Genomic DNA, 17,403 nt, shown 5'->3' with positions numbered 1-17,403 from the left:
AAGCCGTGCCTTTCGATCGGTGGGGGAGGCTCAGCCCTGCAAAGTCCTCGCGATCTCGCGCAGCTGCGCGTGCACACCCCGATGAGTCTCGCGCGCGGGCAGCCACTGCTTGCGGAGCTTGGCCACGCACGTGTAGTTCGTGTCGCACACATTGGCCAGCGGGGACTCGACCGCCTGGGTCGCGAACTGGTAGGCGTCCAGTTCACTGAAGCCGTAGTCGCGCACCAGCCACTGCACCAGGTCGAGCTGGGATATCCGGAACGCGTCCTCCAGCGGGCGTGCCGAGCCGGTCGAGATGATGTGCGTGTCCGACTCGATGCGCGGCCACGGCGTGGCGAGCCCCTTGAGCAGTTCCACGATGACCACGGTGTTCATCGCGCATTCGACGGCGACCCCGCAGGTCTCGCCCTCGCCCTGCCGGGCATGCCCGTCGCCGAGGCTGAGCAGTGCGCCCTCCACGTTCACCCCGAGGTAGCAGGTGACGCCGGCCCGCATCTCGGGTGTGTCCATGTTGCCGCCGTGCGCGTCGGGCACCAGGGCCGAACGGACCTCGAGGTTGGCGGGGGCCACGCCCACGGTGCCGTGCATCGGGTCCATGGGCAGCTCGGCCTCGATGTCGCTGTCCTTGGCCCGGAACAGCGCCGTGCGGCGGGTGCGGTCGAGCTGCCAGATCCACACGGTCTCCGGCAGCGGCGGCTGGAGTGTGGCCGTGGTGTGTGTGGAGGTGAGCGCGCCGAACAGCGGCACCGTGGTCGATGCGGCCCAGTCGCGGGCCGGTTCGACGGACACGAAGTGCACGGCGACCGTGTCACCCGGTTGGGCGCCCTCGACGTAGAAGGGGCCGGTCTGCGGATTGAGGAAGGGGAACTCGCACACCTCGGACACCAGGTCCTTCTCGGACCGCACCCGTCCGGCGAAGCAGTCCTCCGTGTACAGGTCGAGGACGGTGCCGGGCGCGATGCGGGCCACGGGCGGTGCGCCGCCGAACGTCCAGGCGTACTCGCCCGGCTCGGGCCGGACGGTCAGGATGCGGGGGTCGCTCATGGGTGTGCTGCTCTGTTCTGCGCAGGGCTGGTGGGGGAGGGGTCGTCGAGGTGGACGCGGGCGGTCTCGGAGATCCGCTCGGGATGCCGCCGCATCAGCACCAGCAGCGCTACGACACCTGCGGCCATCCACACGGCGACGATCGGTCCTGCGTAGGACACCGGCGCGGTCAGCTCGGTGACGAAGTCGAAGGCGGGCAGGCCCGCCGCGGTCAGCAGCGCCGGCACGAACGCGACGATGCCGAGCAGCGGCAGCAGCAGATGCCGTACCGGTTTGAGCAACTCCCGTCTGCGGCGCAGGAAATAGCCGGCGCAGGCGAGGTTGACGACGATGTACACGCCGATCACGACCGTGACGATCACCGTGGCGAGCAGCAGGAAGGCGGTCACCGGGTCGTAGCCGAAGCCGAGCCCCAGCACGGCTCCGACCGCCACCACGGTCTGCACGGCGATTCCGGCGACGGGGGAGCGGTGTCTTGGGTGGAGCGCGGCGAAGAAGCGGGGCAGGACGCGGATGCGGGCCAGGGCGAAGGCCGTCCGCGTGGAGACATTGGCGCACGCGTTGGCGTTGGCGATCGTCGAGTTCACCACGGCCAGGAACACCAGCACCCAGAACAGGCCGAACGACGCCCGGGCCACGCCCTCCCAGGACGCCTCGCCGGAGGCCCCGAACCTCGCGAACCGGTCCGGCCCGAAGTACACCGTCATGGCGTAGGTCGTGACCACGTAGAACAGGCCGATCCCGAGCGCCGCGCCGAGCACCGCGCGGTGCATTGTCCGGCGCGGGTTGCGTGTCTCCTCGGCGAGCGGCGCCGCGGCCTCGAACCCGGCGAAGGCCAGCACCGTGTACACCGACCCGGCGAAGACCCCGCTGACCCCTTGGTACCCCGCGGCCGTGTGCGAGGTGCCGAACACCGAAAGGGTGTTGTCCCCTCCCGCCTTGCCGATCAGCCAGACGGCGAACACCAGGAAGACAAGGACCTCGAAGACGCCCAGGACCGTGCCGAAGCGGGCCGACGCGCGCACCCCGAAGTACCCCGCGGCCGCGATGATCGCCGCACCCGCGAGCGCCCAGGGCCACCACAGGTCCGCCGGATACGAGGACCACTCCTGGTGCAGCGTGCCCGCCGTCGTGAAGCCGAGCTGCAGAAGCAGCAGCGGCGGGACCAGCGCCTCCACGAACACATAACCCCAGCCGACGAGGAAGCCGACGGCCGGGTGCAGGCCCTGCGCGGCATACGTCGACACCGAGCCCGCGGCCGGGAGTTCACGCGCCAGCTCGGCCACGCTGGAGGCGGTGAACAGGCAGGCCACCAGCGCGATCAGCACGGCGAGCGGCAGACTCCCGCCGGCGAAGGCCGCACCGGACGGAATGGATGCGGCGACCGCGGCGGCCGGCGCCATGGCCGTGATGCTCTGGAACAGCACCTCGCGCAGCCCGATCGCATCGCGCCTGAGCCCCACCGGTGCCCGATCTGCTGCTGCATCCCCCGACATGTGAATCCCCCTCAATTCACGCCGACAAGCCCGGCCCCGCCCGACCCGGCGGGAGTGCCTCGCGTGAATCACGGTACGGCGCTTGCGAGTTGGGCAGAAGAGCACACCGTGCTTCGGTGGACGACGGCGCGAATGTGGAATACCCGGCCACCCGTACGGGTGAGGCCGACGGCTGCGAAGCGGCCTATCGCGTGCGGCGCAGCTGTGCCGAGAGATGGTGCTGCAGCGGCTGGCCGACCGCCGCGAGGTCGAAGACGAAGGAGAGCGTGTCGTCGGCGGTGAGGGTGTAGCGGCGGCGGGTGGCGGAGACCTCCTTGGCCGTGGGGGTGAGCGCCACGTTGTGGGTGGACAGGTCGACCGTGCCCCCGCCCGCCCGGCCGACCGCGATCTCCGCGATGCCGGTGGGCTGGGTGATCAGCGCCTCCACCCGGCCCTCGGGCTGAAGCCGCCACCAGCCGCTCTCCCGGGCCGCCGGGCGCAGCGGTGCGCCGTCGGTGTCGAGCAGCCAGGCCCGGGCCTCGTAGCGGAGGAAGGGGCGGCCGTCGTGGCTGAAGGTGACCTCCTGCCCGTACGCGAAGTCCCCGTCGAGCGTCGGGTATCCGCCCTCGCCCCGCCCCTGCCAGGTGCCCAGGAGACCGAGCACGGGCGCGAGCAGCGGGTGCGGTGCGGGTGCCGCGTCCGGCCGGTGGCTGTCGTGGTACGGGTACTCCGTTGCGGGGTCGAACACGGTTGCGCTCCTCGGGTGGTGCCGGTGCCGTTGCCGGGCGAAAGCCTAGGGCGCGTGCAGGGCGCCGGTCTGGCACAACGGCCTCGGCGCCGGGGTCAGGTCCGCTCCGCCACCGCGGCAGGGTCGTCCAGCACCGCCCGCACCACCGAGTGCGCCGCCCCCAGCAGCGGCCCCTCGGGGCCCAGCCGCGACACGGTCACCGGACAGGCCGGACCCGCGGTGCGCCGGTCCAACTCGGCCTCCAGCGACGGCAGCAGCCAGGGCGCGAGCCCGGCCAGCGCGCCGCCCAGCACCACGCTCTCGGGGTCCAGCAGGTTGACCGCCCCGGTCAGCGCGATGCCGAGCGCCTTCCCTGCGTCCCGCAGCGCACCCCGTACGTCCTCGTTGCCCTCGGCGGCCCGGCCCGCGAGCAGCCCGACCCGGTCCTCGCCCGGCTCCAGCCCCGCCGCCCGCAGCACCGCCTCCTCACCGGCGTACTGCTCCAGACACCCGCGCCCGCCGCACGGGCACGCGGGCCCCTCCGGCTGCACCGGCACATGCCCCAGCTCGCCCGCGAAACCACGCGTCCCGCGCAGCAGCCCCCCGGCCACGACGACCGCCGCGCCGATACCGATCTCCGCCGACACGTGCAGGAAGTCGTGCGGGGTGCTCTCGCCGAGCCAGAGTTCGGCGAGAGCACCGAAGTTGGCCTCGTTGTCGACGATCAGCGGGATGTCGGTGGGCAGCAGCGCGCCGATGTCGGTGTCGTGCCAGTCCAGGTTCGGGGCGCGTACGACGGTGCGGGCGTCGCGCGCCACCAGGCCCGGCACGGCCACCGCGAGCCCCGCGGGCCACAGCCCCTCGCGCTCCGCCTCGCCGACCACCCGGCGCACCAGATCGGTGAGTTCCTCGATCACCGGCTGGGGGGCGCGGCCGCGGTTGCCGCGGTGCCGCACGGCACGCGCGCGTACCTGTCCGCGCAGGTCGACCGCGCAGACCGCGAGGTGGTCGACGCCGATCTCGGCTCCGATGCCGGCGGGGCCGTGTCCGCTGACGGCGAGCGCCGAGCCGGGACGGCCCACCCGTCCCGGCCGCTCGGGGCCGAGCTCCTCGAGCAGCCCGGTGCGTATGAGCTCATCGACCAGGGTCGACACCGCCGCCCGGGTCAGGCCGATGCGTGAGGCGACGGCGGCGCGGGAGAGCGGTCCCTCGGCGCTGACGGTGTGCATCACCCGGGCGAGATTGCGGCGGCGCATGCCCTGCTGGGTGTCGGGCAGCACCCGCCCCGGGCCGGCCGGGTGGGCCTCGTGCAGCGGTGCGGTCATGCCCCCGTCCTCAGCTGTCCGTGCTCCGCTCCAGCAGCGGGGCCGCGTCGGAGAGTACCCCGGCGATCCTCGCCAGTGTCGCCTCGTCCCGCTCAACGGCATCCAGCACGGGGCCAGCGGCGGTGTTCCAGCGCCGCGCGACCGCGGCCGGGTCCTCTCCGGTCAGCAGGCCCGCGGCCTGCGCGGCGGCGCCGAGCGCGACCAGCTCCTTGGCCTCGGGCACCTGCACCGGGCGGCCCGAGAGGCGGCGTACGGTCTGCTGCCAGGCCGTGCCCCGGGCACCGCCGCCGATCAGCAGCAGCGGGGCCGAGCGGTCCGCGTCCTCGTCGAGGACCAGGTCGAGCGCGCCGAGCAGCGAGTGCACGGCGCCGTCGTAGGCGGCCTGCAGGAGCTGGCCGGCGGTGGTGTCGTGACGCAGGCCGTGCAGCAGACCGGAGGCGCTCGGCAGGTTGGGGGTGCGCTCGCCGTCCAGATAGGGCAGCAGGGTGACGCCGGTCGCCGGTTCGACGGCCTCGCGGTCCAGGCCCAGCAGCGTCGCGACGCGGTCCACGGCGAGCGTGCAGTTCAGGGTGCAGGCCAGCGGCAGCCAGTCCCCGTGCGCGTCGGCGAAGCCCGCCACCGTGCCGGTCGGGTCGGCGGGACGCCGCCTGGAGACGGCGTACACCGTGCCCGACGTGCCCAGGCTGAGCACGGGGGCGCCGGGACGCAGCCCGAGGCCGAGCGCCGCGGCGGCGTTGTCACCCGTGCCCGGAGCGACCAGTGTGCCCTTGGAGAACGGCAGGTCGTGGCTGTCGCGCACGGTGCCCGCCACCTCGCCGGGCCGGACCACCCGGGGCAGCAGCGCGGGGTCGAGACCCACGTGCGCGAGGGTCTCCTCGTCGTAGGACTCCGTCCCCGAAGCCCACCAGCCCGTACCGGAGACGTCGCCGCGGTCGGTGGTGCCCTGCCCGGTGAGGCGCTCGGTGAGGTAGTCGTGGGGCAGGCGCACCGCCCTGGTCGCGCGGACCGCCTCCGGCTCGTTCTCGGCCAGCCAGGCCCACTTGGTGACCGTGAAGGACGGGCCCGGCACACTTCCGGTGCGCTCCGCCCAGGCCTTCGGGCCGCCGAGTTCCTCGACGAGGCGGCGGGCCTGCGGCGCCGAGCGCACGTCGTTCCACAGCAGCGCCGGGCGCACCGGCTCGCCCCGCTCGTCCAGGGTGACGAGGCCGTGCTGCTGCCCGCCGATCGAGACCGCGGCGGCCTCGTGCGCCGCGTCACCGCACTGGTGCAGCGCCTCGCACAGGGCGTCCCACCACTGGCGCGGATCGCTCTCGCGGCCCGCTCCGGAGGAGACGGTGTGCGGCGCCTGGCCGCTCGCGACGACCTGCCCGGTGGCCGCGTCGACGACGAGCGCCTTGGTGGACTGGGTGGACGTGTCCACGCCGACGACGAGCGGACCCTCGGCTGCTGACATCGGGCTCTCCCTTTTTTCCGCGGCTCTGCGGGCTCTGACCTGCTGTTTTGAGGGTTCCCGGGCCATGGTGAACCGGAACCTCACCCCTTCGGGGACATCTTGTCCCTTCCCAGGGATGCGTCCGCATACTAATTTGTAAACCGCCATGACGAAATAGCCGTAAGCAATCGTCGCAAACAAGCAAGGAGCCGCGGCATGAGCTACCAGCCCACCCCCGAGGACAGGTTCACCTTCGGCCTGTGGACCGTCGGCTGGCAGGGAAGGGACCCGTTCGGCGACGCCACGCGGCGTGCCCTCGACCCGGTCGAGTCGGTGCAGCGCCTGAGCGAGCTGGGCGCCTACGGCGTCACCTTCCACGACGACGACCTGATCCCCTTCGGGTCCTCGGACACCGAGCGCGAGTCGCACATCAAGCGCTTCCGTCAGGCTCTCGACACGACCGGCATGACCGTGCCGATGGCCACCACCAACCTCTTCACGCACCCCGTCTTCAAGGACGGCGCGTTCACCGCGAACGACCGTGAGGTGCGCCGCTACGCGCTGCGCAAGACCATCCGCAACATCGACCTCGCCGCCGAGCTCGGCGCCAAGATCTATGTCGCCTGGGGCGGCCGCGAGGGCGCCGAGTCCGGCGCCGCCAAGGACGTACGCGTCGCCCTCGACCGCATGAAGGAGGCCTTCGACCTCCTCGGCGAGTACGTGACCTCCCAGGGCTACGACCTGAAGTTCGCGATCGAGCCCAAGCCGAACGAGCCCCGCGGCGACATCCTGCTGCCCACCGTCGGCCACGCCCTCGCCTTCATCGAGCGTCTGGAGCGCCCGGAGCTGTACGGCGTCAACCCCGAGGTCGGCCACGAGCAGATGGCCGGGCTGAACTTCCCGCACGGCATCGCGCAGGCCCTGTGGGCGGGCAAGCTCTTCCACATCGACCTCAACGGCCAGTCCGGCATCAAGTACGACCAGGACCTGCGCTTCGGCGCCGGCGACCTGCGCGCCGCGTTCTGGCTGGTCGACCTCCTGGAGAGCGCCGGCTACGACGGCCCGCGCCACTTCGACTTCAAGCCGCCGCGGACCGAGGACCTCGACGGCGTGTGGGCCTCGGCCGCCGGCTGCATGCGCAACTACCTCATCCTCAAGGAGCGCGCGGCCGCCTTCCGCGCCGACCCGGAGGTGCAGGAGGCCCTGCGTGCCTCGCGCCTGGACCAGCTCGCCCAGCCGACCGCCGCGGACGGCCTGCAGTCCCTGCTCGCCGACCGCAGCGCCTTCGAGGAGTTCGACGTCGAGGCGACCGCCGCGCGCGGGATGGCCTTCGAGCACCTCGACCAGCTGGCCATGGACCACCTGCTGGGGGCTCGCGGCTGAACGGCACGCGTACGCGTGCGCATGCGTGCTTGATTCCGTCTGCGCACGCGTGCGTGCCCGAGCGGTCCCCGCGCGGAATGCCCCGGAATCGTACGGTCCAGGGCATGGGGTCGTATCAACTCCCGTGCGGGGGTCGCCGCATGCCCGGTGCGAGGCGACTGTGGACGGTATGGCCACACCGCCGGTACCGCCTCAGCCGCCCGGGCCGCCGGGGGACATGCCGCCACCCGGCGGCGGGTTCGGACCACCCCCTGCCTACGGGGACTGGCAGCCTCCCCCTCAGCCGCCCAGGCGCCGACGGAACCCGCTCTACATCCTGCTCGTCGTGATAGCGGGGATGGTGGCCGTCGGCGTCGTGATGCTGATGGCCAGCTCCGGGAGTGACGACTCGCCCGGAAAGAAGCCGCCCGCCAAGAGCAGTGCGAGCTCCAAACCCTCGCCGTCGCTGGGCATCCCGACCGCACTGCCGAGCAAACTGCCCAGCAAGCTGCCGTCGAAGCTGCCCAGCAAGCTGCCGTCGAAGCTGCCCAGCGAGATCCAATCGCTGATCCCGTCCGGCATACAACTGCCGTGACGCGAGGTCAGATGCCGTGCGGCAGCCGCACGTAGACCACCTTCGTCTCGATGCCGCTGTCGACCAGACGCCCCTGCGCGTCGAACGCGCCCGCACCGTCCGTCATGCCGAAGTCGTTGTCGTTGATGAGCGCAAGCGTGTCGTGATCCACGCGCGCGATGCCCTCGACCTTCCCGGGCACCCCGGCGACCGTGCCCAGGTCGACGACCAGCCGCTTGTCCAGCACCGGAACGCCGGAGGCCGCCGGGTCGTCGAGCTGCTCCAGCGAGGGAGAGGTCGTGTCGTCGTCGTAGGGACCACCGAGGATGTTCGCGTCCCGCTCCAGCTTCACCAGCTGCAGCCGCGCGGCCTTGTCGGTGCGCTCCTCGACCAGCAGCCGGTTGCCGCCCACGGCGACCACCGAGGAGATCTTCAGCTCGGAGGTGTCGTCCTCGCTCGGGTCCACCACGTTCACCGGGTCGAAGCGGTAGGCGTACTCGGCGGTGACGGCCTTCTTCTTCGGTGAGAAGCGCAGCAGACGCGTGGTGCGCGACGCCTCACCCGCCGCCGGGTTTGGCAGGGACAGCGGGCTCTGCAGGGCCAGCACCAGGTCGCTGCCGGGCAGTTGGGCGAGACCCTCGAAGCCGCGGTTGATCTTCCGGTGCAGAAGGATCGCGGGCAGCGCCTCCACCACCGGGTAGTCGGTGCCAGTGAGGTTCAGCCCCTTGGGCACGTATCGCGTGAGCACCTTCCCGCGCGCGGAGACGTGCACAAGGGAGGGCCCGTATTCGTCGACGAGCCAGAAACTCCCGTCTGCGGCCCGCACGATGCCCTCCGTGTCCAGCCCGTTCGGGTTGTACGACAGCGGTGACTTGGCGTCGTAGGAGTACGGCGCCTCGTCGCGCCCCGCCTGGTTCGACAGCCCGGTGACGGCCCTGCCGGAGGAGGTGGTGACCGGAAGCGCGTCCAGCACCTGCACGGTGTCGCCGACCACCCGTATCTTCACGATCGCCGGATCGAAGCCCGGCACCGGGAACGTACGGCGCTTCGTGCCGGACACCTTGATCTGGCCGTTGGGTCCGCGGTCGGTGACCGTCCAGAACTCGCCCTTGCGTCCCGCCGGGTAGATGTCGCTGCCGATACCACCGAGGTCGATGCCCCGGTCGTCGTCCACCGTCCCGGGCAGCAGGGCGTTGCTGAAGGTGCCGAGCGGAATGTCCCCGAGGGTTGCCGTACGGACGACATGCGCGTCCTCGTCCGACGCACTCGCGTCCGGACCGGCCGCCACGAGGGCTGCGATCACGACAAGCGGAACGCCCACTGCGACGGAGCGTCGGACGCGGAGCCGGCCGGTGGCGTGCGGGGACATCGGGCCTCCTGGGGGACAAGTTCGTTGACAGCGGCCAGATTTGGGCACCGCAGCGAACGGGTCGCGACGCTCGGGTGAACACGGGGCGTCGGGTTGCGGCGCCCCACCCACAGGCAAAATCCGATCGCGAAGGCCGCAGAGCGCTGGCTACGTTCTCCCAGCGTGGACATCAAAGACCCCAAGGACGTCGTCCGGCGCGGCTACGACGCCGTCTCCCGGCGCTACGACGACGCCTACGGCGGCGACACCAAGTACGAGGCCCTGCTGGGCGATCTGCGCCGGCGGATCCCGGCCGGCAGCGCGGTGCTGGACGTCGGATGCGGAAGCGGGGTGCCGGTCGCGCGGAGTCTGGCGGCCGCAGGGCACCGGGTCACCGGCCTGGACATCAGCGGGGTGCAGATCCGCAGAGCCCGGGAGCGGGTGCCACAGGCGGAGTTCATCCACGGTGACGCCACGTCCGCCGCCTTCGAACCCGCCTCCTTCGACGCGGTCGTCTGCCTCTACGCCCTCATCCACATCCCGCTGGCCGAGCAGCCACCGCTGCTGCGACGGATCGCCGGATGGCTGCGTCCGGGCGGCTGGTTCCTGGCCACCACCGGACACCGGGCCTGGACCGGAAGCGAGGACAACTGGCTCGGCGGCGGGGCCCCGATGTGGTGGAGTCATGCGGACGCCGCCACCAACCGTGCCTGGATCACCCAGGCCGGGCTGATGGTGGAACGGGAGGAGTTCGTGCCCGAGGGAGACGGCGGACACGCCCTGTTCTGGGCCCGTCGCCCCGCACAGCCAGTATGAGCCCGGCCGGCGGGGCTCCGCCCGGGGCGTCTCAGGCGGGCTCCTCCCCGGGAGCAGGCTCCGCCGAGGCCAGAGCCGTCGCCGGATCCCGGCAAGCGGCTCCGGCGGGCACCCAGCGGCCCCGCTCCTTGCGATACGGCCACCAGCGCCCGTCCCGCCCCAGGCGCAGCTGTGCCGGTGCGCCGACGACCGTCCACCGGTTGCCGCTCGCCTTCAGCGACGGCCGCTCGTCCTCGTCCCAGGCCGACTCCAGGGCGGCACGCGCGCGTGCGAGAGCCTCGCCCGAGACGGTCCACTCCTCCTCCAGCACGCACAGCGCGGCCGCACCCCCGAGGCGCCACGCGCGCGTGGCGCGCGCCAGCCCCTCCCGGTCCCGTCCCGAACCGTCGGCAAGGCGCTCCACCACCGGACTCTCAGCCGCTCCTGCGGCGAGCCGCACCGCATCCTGCGCGAGCGTCAACTCCTGTTCAGGGCCGTGCTGTTCGATCCCGGGACGGAGAGCCTCGGCGAGCAGGCGATGTGCCTCGGCGGCGGTCCGGGCGGCCAGATACTGCAGGGCGGCCGGGTCCACGCCCGGTCCGGGCGGGGCCTCGGTGTCCAGGGACGGCGGTATGCCGGGTGCCATGGGCAGTTCCGGCGGGGTGGGCAGGGGCGGCAGGATGCCGCCGGTCCTGTACGTCTCGGCGGCGTCCACCCCCTCGGGCTCGGCCGGCTCTTCCGCAGGCGTGGGCGTGGCACTGCGGGCCTGGAGGTCGTCCAGCAGGGCGCGTTCGCCCCGCCCGCGGATCAGCAGCAGCACGAAGGGATCCTGGTCCAGCAGCCGCGCCACCTGGTAGCACAGGGCCGCCGTGTGCCCGCAGTGGTCCCAGGCGCCGCAGTCGCACTCCGGCTCCAGATCGCCCATGCCCGGCAGCAGTTCGACGCCCGCGGCCGCCGCGTCCTCGACGAGATGCGGCGGCATCTCGCGGTCCAGTAGCGCCGCGACGTGTCCGGCCCGCTCCACCGCCATGTCCAGGAAACGGCCCCACTGTTCGCCGTCCAGCTCCTCCAGCAGCACATCGGCCCGGTGAGCCGTACGATCGCGGCCCTGCACCACGGCCGTGATACGTCCCGGACGCACGGACACCGCGCCCACGGCTCCCGCGCGGGCGAGTCTGCGGCCCGTCTTCAGCTGCTGCGAGTCAAGTGCCGTGTCCTCCAGGGCCTTCAGCCAGGCCTCGCCCCACCACGTGTCCGCGAACCCCCGCCCGCGTGCCGGCGGCAGCGCGGCGAATGTGCGCTCCGTGTCCTCGTCGTGCCGGTTCATCGGGCGCCCCCTCGCAGTTCCACCAGATCGGCCAGTTGCGCGTCCGTCAGCTCCGTGAGCGCGGCCTCCCCGGAGCCCAGCACCGCGTCGGCCAGCTCTCGCTTGCGGCCGAGCATGTCGGCGATGCGGTCCTCGATGGTCCCCTCCGCGATCAGCCTGTGCACCTGCACGGGCCGGTTCTGGCCGATGCGGTAGGCGCGGTCGGTGGCCTGCGCCTCGACGGCGGGATTCCACCAGCGGTCGTAGTGCACGACGTGCTCGGCCCGTGTCAGGTTCAGTCCCGTGCCCGCGGCCTTCAACGACAGCAGGAAGACGGGGACTTCACCGTCCTGGAAGCGCCGCACCATCGCCTCGCGTTCGGCGACGGGTGTCCCGCCGTGCAGGAACTGCGAGGTGACGCCGCGGGCCGTCAAGTGCCGTTCGATGATGCGCGCCATGCGCACGTACTGGGTGAAGACCAGGACGCTCGCCCCCTCGGAGAGGATGGTGTCGAGCAACTCGTCCAGCAGCTCCAGCTTCCCCGAACGACCGGCGATCTGCGGCCGCTCCTCCTTCAGGTACTGCGCCGGGTGGTTGCAGATCTGCTTCAACCCCGTCAGCAGCTTCACGATCAGCCCGCGCCGCGCCATGCTGTCGGCGCCGGAGATCTCCGCGAGCGTCTCGCGCACCACCGCCTCGTACAGGCCCGCCTGCTCCTTGGTCAGGGACACGGCACGGTCGGTCTCGGTCTTCGTCGGCAGCTCCGGCGCGATCCCCGGGTCCGACTTGCGGCGGCGCAGGAGGAACGGCCGTACGAGCCGGGCGAGCCGCTCCGCGGCGGCCGGATCACGACCGCCCTCGACGGCCTGCGCGTACCGCGCGCGGAACGTGCCGAGCCGGCCCAGCAGCCCCGGGGTCGTCCAGTCCAGGATCGCCCACAGCTCCGACAGGTTGTTCTCCACCGGGGTGCCGGTGAGCGCCACGCGTGCGCGTGCGCCGATGGAACGCAGCTCCCGCGCGGTCGCCGAGTACGGGTTCTTCACATGCTGCGCCTCGTCCGCCACGACCATGCCCCACGGCATCCCGGCGAGCCGGCGCGCGTCGAGGCGCATCGTCCCGTACGTGGTGAGCACGAACTCCCCGTCGGCCACCGCGTCCAGGCTGCGCCGCGCCCCGTGGAAGCGGCGCACGGGCGTGCCGGGCGCGAACCTCTCGATCTCGCGCTGCCAGTTGCCCATCAGCGACGTCGGACACACCACGAGCGTGGGACCGGCCGTCGACGCGTCGCTCTGCCGGTGCAGATGCAGCGCGATCAGGGTGATCGTCTTGCCGAGTCCCATGTCGTCGGCCAGACAGCAGCCCAGGCCCAGGGACGTCATCCGGGCCAGCCAACTCAAGCCCCGGCGCTGGTAGTCCCGCAGGGTGGCCGCGAGAGCCGCGGGCTGCGCGACCGGCTCCTGCGCCTCCGGGGCCGCGAGCCGCTCCCGCAGGGCCGCCAGCCACCCCGTGGGCTCCACTTCGACCCGGAGGCCGTCGACCTCGGTCGAGCCCGTCAGCGCGGCACCCAGCGCATCAATGGGTGTGATCTTGCGGTCCTGCTGTGCGCGGGCCCGGCGCACCTCCTGGGGGTCGACGAGGACCCATTGGCCGCGCAGACGCACCACGGGCCGGTTCGCCTCGGCGAGCCGGTCCAGCTCCGCGCGCGTGAGGCGCTCCTCGCCCAGTGCGAACCGCCAGTTGAAGGCGAGCAGCGCGTCGGCGGACAGGAACGACGGTGCGGCCGAGGCGGCCCGGTCGGCCACCGCTTCCTCGTCCGGTGGGCCGGTCACCGCGCGGGCGGTCAGCGTGCGGGCCAGTTCCTTCGGCCAGTGCACGTCGACTCCGGCCGCGGCGAGGGCCCGGGCGCCGGCTCCGAGCAACTCGGTCACCTCCTCGTCGCCGAGTTCGACGGCATCCGGCACGCTCGCCGAGAGCAGGGGCGTCAGCGGCGGCCAGGACCGGGCCGCCCGGCGCAGCGCGAGCAGGGCGTCCATCCGCGCGCGCGGGCCGAAACCCCGGCCCCTGTCTCCCGAGCTGCCCCAGACCTCGGATGCGTCCGCCACGAGCGCCGGATCACCGATGCTGTGCACCTGCAGCACGGCCCGGAACGGCACCGCAGGGTCGTCCTGCGTCAGCTCGGCAAGGCCGGGCACCTCGATCCGCAGCGAGAGCCGTACGCCCGCGTCGTGGCCCGCGGCGACATCGGCGGCCCACGCGCGCTGCCCGGGCATGTGCTGCGGTGCCTGTGCCGCATAGGCGGGCCCGCTCGTCACCAGTGAGGCCGCGGGGGAGCGGGGGAGCGTGTCGGCCACCGCGTCCAGGAAGGCGCGCAGCAGCCCCTCCGGGGTGGGCAGCCGCAGCGGCTCGGGGCCATCCACCGGGATGGCGTGCGCCTCGGGCGGCATCGCGGCGGCCAGTCGGCGGATGCGGTCGATGTCGTCCAGGGGCAGGGGGCCGACGCGCCAGGCGTCGTGGTCGCCGGGGGACAGACCGGGCAACAGCAGTCCCCGCGCGAGGAGTTGCAGGGCCAGCACAGCGGCCGCACCCCAGAAGGCGGCCCCCTGGTGTGCGTGCGCATCGGTACGCGCACGCGTGAGCACCGGCAGCGCCGCCCGCACCGGCAGCAGGACGGCGGGAATCTCGACCAGCTCGACACCGTCGCCGCCGGGCAGGACGACGGCCAGATCCTCGGCGGACCCGGCCGCAAGAGACGGCGGGGCGGTGCCGTCGGCCCGCCAGAAGGCGACCCGGCCGGTGCGGGCCGGGTCACCGGGCACGAAAACGGCGCAGCAGCGGGCCAGTTCGGAGATCTCGGACGGTGTTGCCGTGGGGATCATCTGCACAGCGAAGCCGCACTCCTCAAATTTGACTACTGGGCTCGGGGTCGCCGAGGGTACAGCAATCGGCGGGCTACCGGGCACGGCCGGGTCGTCACCCCCGCCGTCTCGCTGCCGGGTGTTGTCAACCCCCCTGCGCGCCACCGGCTGACCCCCGCCCGGACACGGGTGGTGGCGCCATGGTCGCAACAGGTCATCGCTTCGTACGTTTCCTCAGGTCAGCCCGTTGCCCGAGAGAGCCGGAGACCGGACATGCCCGAGCCCACCACAGCCGTTGCCGAACCCTTGCGGGCCACGCGCGACGCAGCGACCGCCGGAAGCGAGTTCGCGCCCCTCCTGCGCACGGTCCGGGGCCAGGGACTCCTGGAACGGCGCCGCACCTGGTACGCGCTCGGCATCGCCACCAACGCACTCGCCCTGGCGGGCCTCGTCACGGGCATCATCCTGACCGGCGACTCCTGGTGGTCACTGCTCCTGGCACCACTGCTTGCCGTGTTCGGCGCCCGCACAGCCTTCATAGGCCACGACGCGGGCCACTCCCAGATAGCCGCCGGCAAGACGGCCGCCCGTGTCATCGGGCTGATCCACGGCAATCTGCTCCTGGGCATGAGCTACGCCTGGTGGAACGACAAGCACAACCGCCACCACGCCAACCCCAACCACATCGACAAGGACCCGGACGTCGTCGCCGACGTCCTCGTCTTCACCGGCGCACAGGCCAAGCAGCGGTCGGGCTTCCGGCGCTGGCTGACCCGCAACCAGGCCTGGCTCTTCTTCCCCCTCACCCTCCTCGAAGGCGTCGCCCTGAAGATCCACGGATTTCAGGACCTGCGCCGGCAGACGCCCCGGGAGCGCGCCGTGGAGGGCCTGCTCCTCGTGACCCACCTCGCCGCGTACGCGACGCTGCTGCTCACCTCGATGTCCCCGGGCAGGGCCCTCGCGTTCGCCACCCTCCACCAGGCGCTGTTCGGCCTGCACCTGGGACTGGCCTTCGCCCCCAACCACAAGGGCATGGAGATGCCCGACCCGAACGGCGAGCGGTGGGGCCATCTGCACCGGCAGGTCCTGACCTCGCGCAACATCCGCGGCGGCGTCCTGACCGACTGGTTCCTCGGCGGCCTCAACTATCAGATCGAGCACCACCTTTTCCCCAGCATGCCCCGCCCTCATCTCCGGCTCGCCCAGCCCCTGGTGCGCGCCCACTGCCGGGAGTTGGGTATTCCCTATGCGGAGACCGGGCTCGTCGACTCCTATCGGCAGGCCCTGCGTCACCTGCACGACGTGGGGGAGCCGCTCAGGGCGGAATGACGGAGAGTGTTCTCAGGGACGAGTCGGGGTCGCACCTCAGGGTCGTCTCAGGGTCGCGGTACGGAACTGCAGGGAGCGCGGGCCCGTTTTCAGGACAGAGAGCGGCAGTGGCCGCGAAGGAGGCGACGCACATGTCAACGAACGCGAAGATCGCCATAGGAGGTGTGGCGCTCGGGCTTTTCCTGTGGATCTGGCTGCCCTTCTGGGCAGTGGTCCTGATAGTCGTGGGAGTCCCGACCGCCGCGTACCTCACGCTGGACCCCTCGCAGCGGCGCAGGCTGCGCCGCATCACCCGCAAGGAGCTCGGCCGCTGAAGCACTATCGCGCGGGAGTGACCCGGTCGGCCAGCGCGCAGGAGTCGACCACATCGCCGTCCGCGGGCCGTGCGACGGTATGGTCCGCGGGCGGCTGCGCGCCCGTTTCCGCCCAGGACACCAGGGTGTCGAACGCGGCGCGGTAGCAGGGCAGGATCGGCCGCAGCCGTTCGGGATAGGTGTCGTACAACCCGTCGACGTGCGTGCCGCCCTGGATCGTGTAGTAGCGGTGCAGCAGGCCCCGTCCGCTCGCGGCGACCATGCGCGCGTAGACGTCCGAGTCGGCGGCCTTGGGCAGCAGCGCGTCCAGATCGCCGTGCAGCGTGATCAGCGGCCGGCCGATGCGCCCGGTGAGCGCCACGCGGGCCACGGCGCGGTGGACGGACGCGGGCCGTGACCCATAGTCGTACACCGCGTCGGCGGGGCACGGCGACAGGATCTGCTCCGGGGTGCTGCCGGCGGACGCACCGGGGCAGCCGGGGTCGTACGCCGGGTCGAACTCGGCACGGTAGATCTTCTGCGTCACGCCCCAGTACGCCTTCTCGTGGTACGGCCACAGAAACTCCGAGCCACGCGCGAATCCCACCGCGTACAAGTCCTCGTCCCCCGCCGAGCCCAGCATCCGCGCCACCGCCTTCGGCAGCGAGGTGAGCAGGCTCGGGCCGTCCGCGGTCCACAGCGCGCCCTCCCAGTCCACGCCGCCGTCGTACAGCTCGGGGTGGTTCTCCAACTGCCAGCGGGTGAGATAGCCGCCGTTGGAGATACCGGTCATGTACGTACGGCGCGGGGCGTGGCCGTAGCGCTGGGCCACCGCGCGCTTGGCCGCCCGGGTGAGCTGAGTGGTCCGCGCGTTCCACTCGGCGACCGCGTCACCGGGCCGGGAACCGTCGCGGTAGAAGTCGGCACCGCTGTTGCCCTTGTCGGTCGCCGCGTACGCGTACCCCTGGGCGATCACCTCGTCGGAGATCGCCGTGTCCGTCGCGTACTGCCTGCGCGTGCCCGGTGCGCCGGTGACCACCAGGCCGCCGTTCCAGCGGTCGGGCAACCGGATCACGAACTGCGCGTCGTGCCGCCAGCCGTGGGTGGCGTTGAAATGCGAGGAGTCCGGGAAATAGCCGTCGATCTGCACCCCAGGAACCCCGGACGGGGTGCGGGTCGCCCTGGCCGTCAGTCCCGCCTGGTCAGCCATGTCGGTGTACGGCGTGCCGGCGAGTCCGGTCGTGGTGAGGTCGGGCAGACAGGCGCTCTGCTGGAAGGCGGCGCCCGCCACCTGCACCCGCTCCTGGCGGGCACAGTGATCCCCGCCGACCGCCGTGGCTGCGGCGGAAGACGGCCGGGCGAGGGCTGCTGCCAGCAGCGCGGCGGCAGCGAGCGGAACACCGCGGGACGGACGCATGACGGACCTCCGGGGCAGGACGGGAGGGAACGGCGCCCCGCACAGGAGCGGACGCCGACGGCTGCCCCATGGTGCGGTCCGGCCTCCACGGCATCCATGGGCCGGAACCACATGGAACACG

At 72.4% G+C, this 17,403-nt stretch carries 14 protein-coding genes; 5 read left to right on the top strand and 9 right to left on the bottom strand.

Going from position 1 to position 17,403, the window contains the following annotated elements:
- Positions 1 to 30: 30 nt before the first annotated feature.
- The 5 genes from ACFY10_RS41890 to xylB all read right to left on the bottom strand — a co-directional run bounded on the left by ACFY10_RS41890 (position 31) and on the right by xylB (position 6,024).
- The gene (locus ACFY10_RS41890; RefSeq protein WP_390670574.1) at positions 31 to 1,044 is read right to left on the bottom strand and encodes an acetamidase/formamidase family protein; all 1,014 of its coding nucleotides are present in this window, start codon (positions 1,042 to 1,044) and stop codon (positions 31 to 33) included.
- Positions 1,041 to 2,540 (bottom strand): APC family permease, encoded by a 1,500-nt coding sequence (locus ACFY10_RS41885; protein WP_390670573.1) that lies wholly within the window; start codon positions 2,538 to 2,540, stop codon positions 1,041 to 1,043. The genes ACFY10_RS41890 and ACFY10_RS41885 overlap by 4 nt, the downstream gene beginning before the upstream one ends.
- Before the next feature lie 184 nt (positions 2,541 to 2,724).
- A complete protein-coding gene (locus ACFY10_RS41880) occupies positions 2,725 to 3,267 on the bottom strand; it encodes an FABP family protein (protein WP_390670572.1) in 543 nt (180 codons plus the stop codon).
- 95 nt (positions 3,268 to 3,362) lie between these two features.
- Positions 3,363 to 4,571: an ROK family protein gene (locus tag ACFY10_RS41875; RefSeq protein ID WP_390670571.1), complete on the bottom strand. Its 1,209-nt coding sequence runs from the start codon at positions 4,569 to 4,571 to the stop codon at positions 3,363 to 3,365.
- A gap of 10 nt (positions 4,572 to 4,581) precedes the next feature.
- A complete protein-coding gene (gene xylB, locus ACFY10_RS41870; RefSeq protein ID WP_390670570.1) occupies positions 4,582 to 6,024 on the bottom strand; it encodes a xylulokinase in 1,443 nt (480 codons plus the stop codon).
- 195 nt (positions 6,025 to 6,219) lie between these two features.
- Here xylB and xylA point away from each other — a divergent pair, with 195 nt between their 5' ends.
- Together xylA and ACFY10_RS41860 are read left to right on the top strand one after the other, a co-directional pair.
- A complete protein-coding gene (xylA, locus tag ACFY10_RS41865; RefSeq protein WP_390670569.1) occupies positions 6,220 to 7,386 on the top strand; it encodes a xylose isomerase in 1,167 nt (388 codons plus the stop codon).
- A gap of 169 nt (positions 7,387 to 7,555) precedes the next feature.
- The gene (locus ACFY10_RS41860) at positions 7,556 to 7,960 is read left to right on the top strand and encodes a hypothetical protein (RefSeq protein ID WP_390670568.1); all 405 of its coding nucleotides are present in this window, start codon (positions 7,556 to 7,558) and stop codon (positions 7,958 to 7,960) included.
- A gap of 7 nt (positions 7,961 to 7,967) precedes the next feature.
- On the opposite strand, the gene ACFY10_RS41855 is transcribed toward ACFY10_RS41860, so the two are convergent.
- The gene (locus ACFY10_RS41855) at positions 7,968 to 9,308 is read right to left on the bottom strand and encodes an esterase-like activity of phytase family protein (RefSeq protein ID WP_390670567.1); all 1,341 of its coding nucleotides are present in this window, start codon (positions 9,306 to 9,308) and stop codon (positions 7,968 to 7,970) included.
- Between the two features lie 162 nt (positions 9,309 to 9,470).
- Between ACFY10_RS41855 and ACFY10_RS41850 the strand changes: the two genes are divergently transcribed.
- Complete coding sequence (locus ACFY10_RS41850) at positions 9,471 to 10,103, top strand: class I SAM-dependent methyltransferase (RefSeq protein ID WP_390670565.1); 633 nt, start codon at positions 9,471 to 9,473, stop codon at positions 10,101 to 10,103.
- 31 nt (positions 10,104 to 10,134) lie between these two features.
- Here the strand turns inward: ACFY10_RS41850 and ACFY10_RS41845 are convergent, their stop codons facing one another.
- Together ACFY10_RS41845 and ACFY10_RS41840 are read right to left on the bottom strand one after the other, a co-directional pair.
- The gene (locus tag ACFY10_RS41845) at positions 10,135 to 11,409 is read right to left on the bottom strand and encodes an SWF or SNF family helicase (protein ID WP_390670564.1); all 1,275 of its coding nucleotides are present in this window, start codon (positions 11,407 to 11,409) and stop codon (positions 10,135 to 10,137) included.
- Entirely contained in the window at positions 11,406 to 14,264 is a 2,859-nt protein-coding gene (locus tag ACFY10_RS41840; RefSeq protein WP_390670563.1) for a DEAD/DEAH box helicase, read from the bottom strand. Before ACFY10_RS41840 ends, ACFY10_RS41845 begins: the two co-directional genes overlap by 4 nt.
- A 252-nt stretch (positions 14,265 to 14,516) precedes the next feature.
- On the opposite strand from ACFY10_RS41840, the gene ACFY10_RS41835 reads away from it, so the two are divergent.
- Positions 14,517 to 15,572: a fatty acid desaturase family protein gene (locus tag ACFY10_RS41835; protein ID WP_390670562.1), complete on the top strand. Its 1,056-nt coding sequence runs from the start codon at positions 14,517 to 14,519 to the stop codon at positions 15,570 to 15,572.
- Positions 15,573 to 15,703: 131 nt separating this feature from the next.
- Entirely contained in the window at positions 15,704 to 15,886 is a 183-nt protein-coding gene (locus tag ACFY10_RS41830; RefSeq protein ID WP_390670561.1) for a hypothetical protein, read from the top strand.
- A 4-nt stretch (positions 15,887 to 15,890) separates the two neighbouring features.
- Here ACFY10_RS41830 and ACFY10_RS41825 read toward each other — a convergent pair whose 3' ends face one another.
- On the bottom strand, positions 15,891 to 17,282 hold the full coding sequence (locus ACFY10_RS41825) for a tannase/feruloyl esterase family alpha/beta hydrolase (RefSeq protein WP_390670560.1): 1,392 nt from the start codon (positions 17,280 to 17,282) through the stop codon (positions 15,891 to 15,893).
- Positions 17,283 to 17,403: the final 121 nt, after the last annotated feature.

The sequence above is a fragment of the Streptomyces sp. NPDC001401 genome, assembly GCF_042895385.1.
GTDB lineage: Bacteria > Actinomycetota > Actinomycetes > Streptomycetales > Streptomycetaceae > Streptomyces.
The sequence above is the reverse complement of the archived record's forward strand: the minus strand, read 5'-3'. Positions and strand labels throughout refer to the sequence as shown.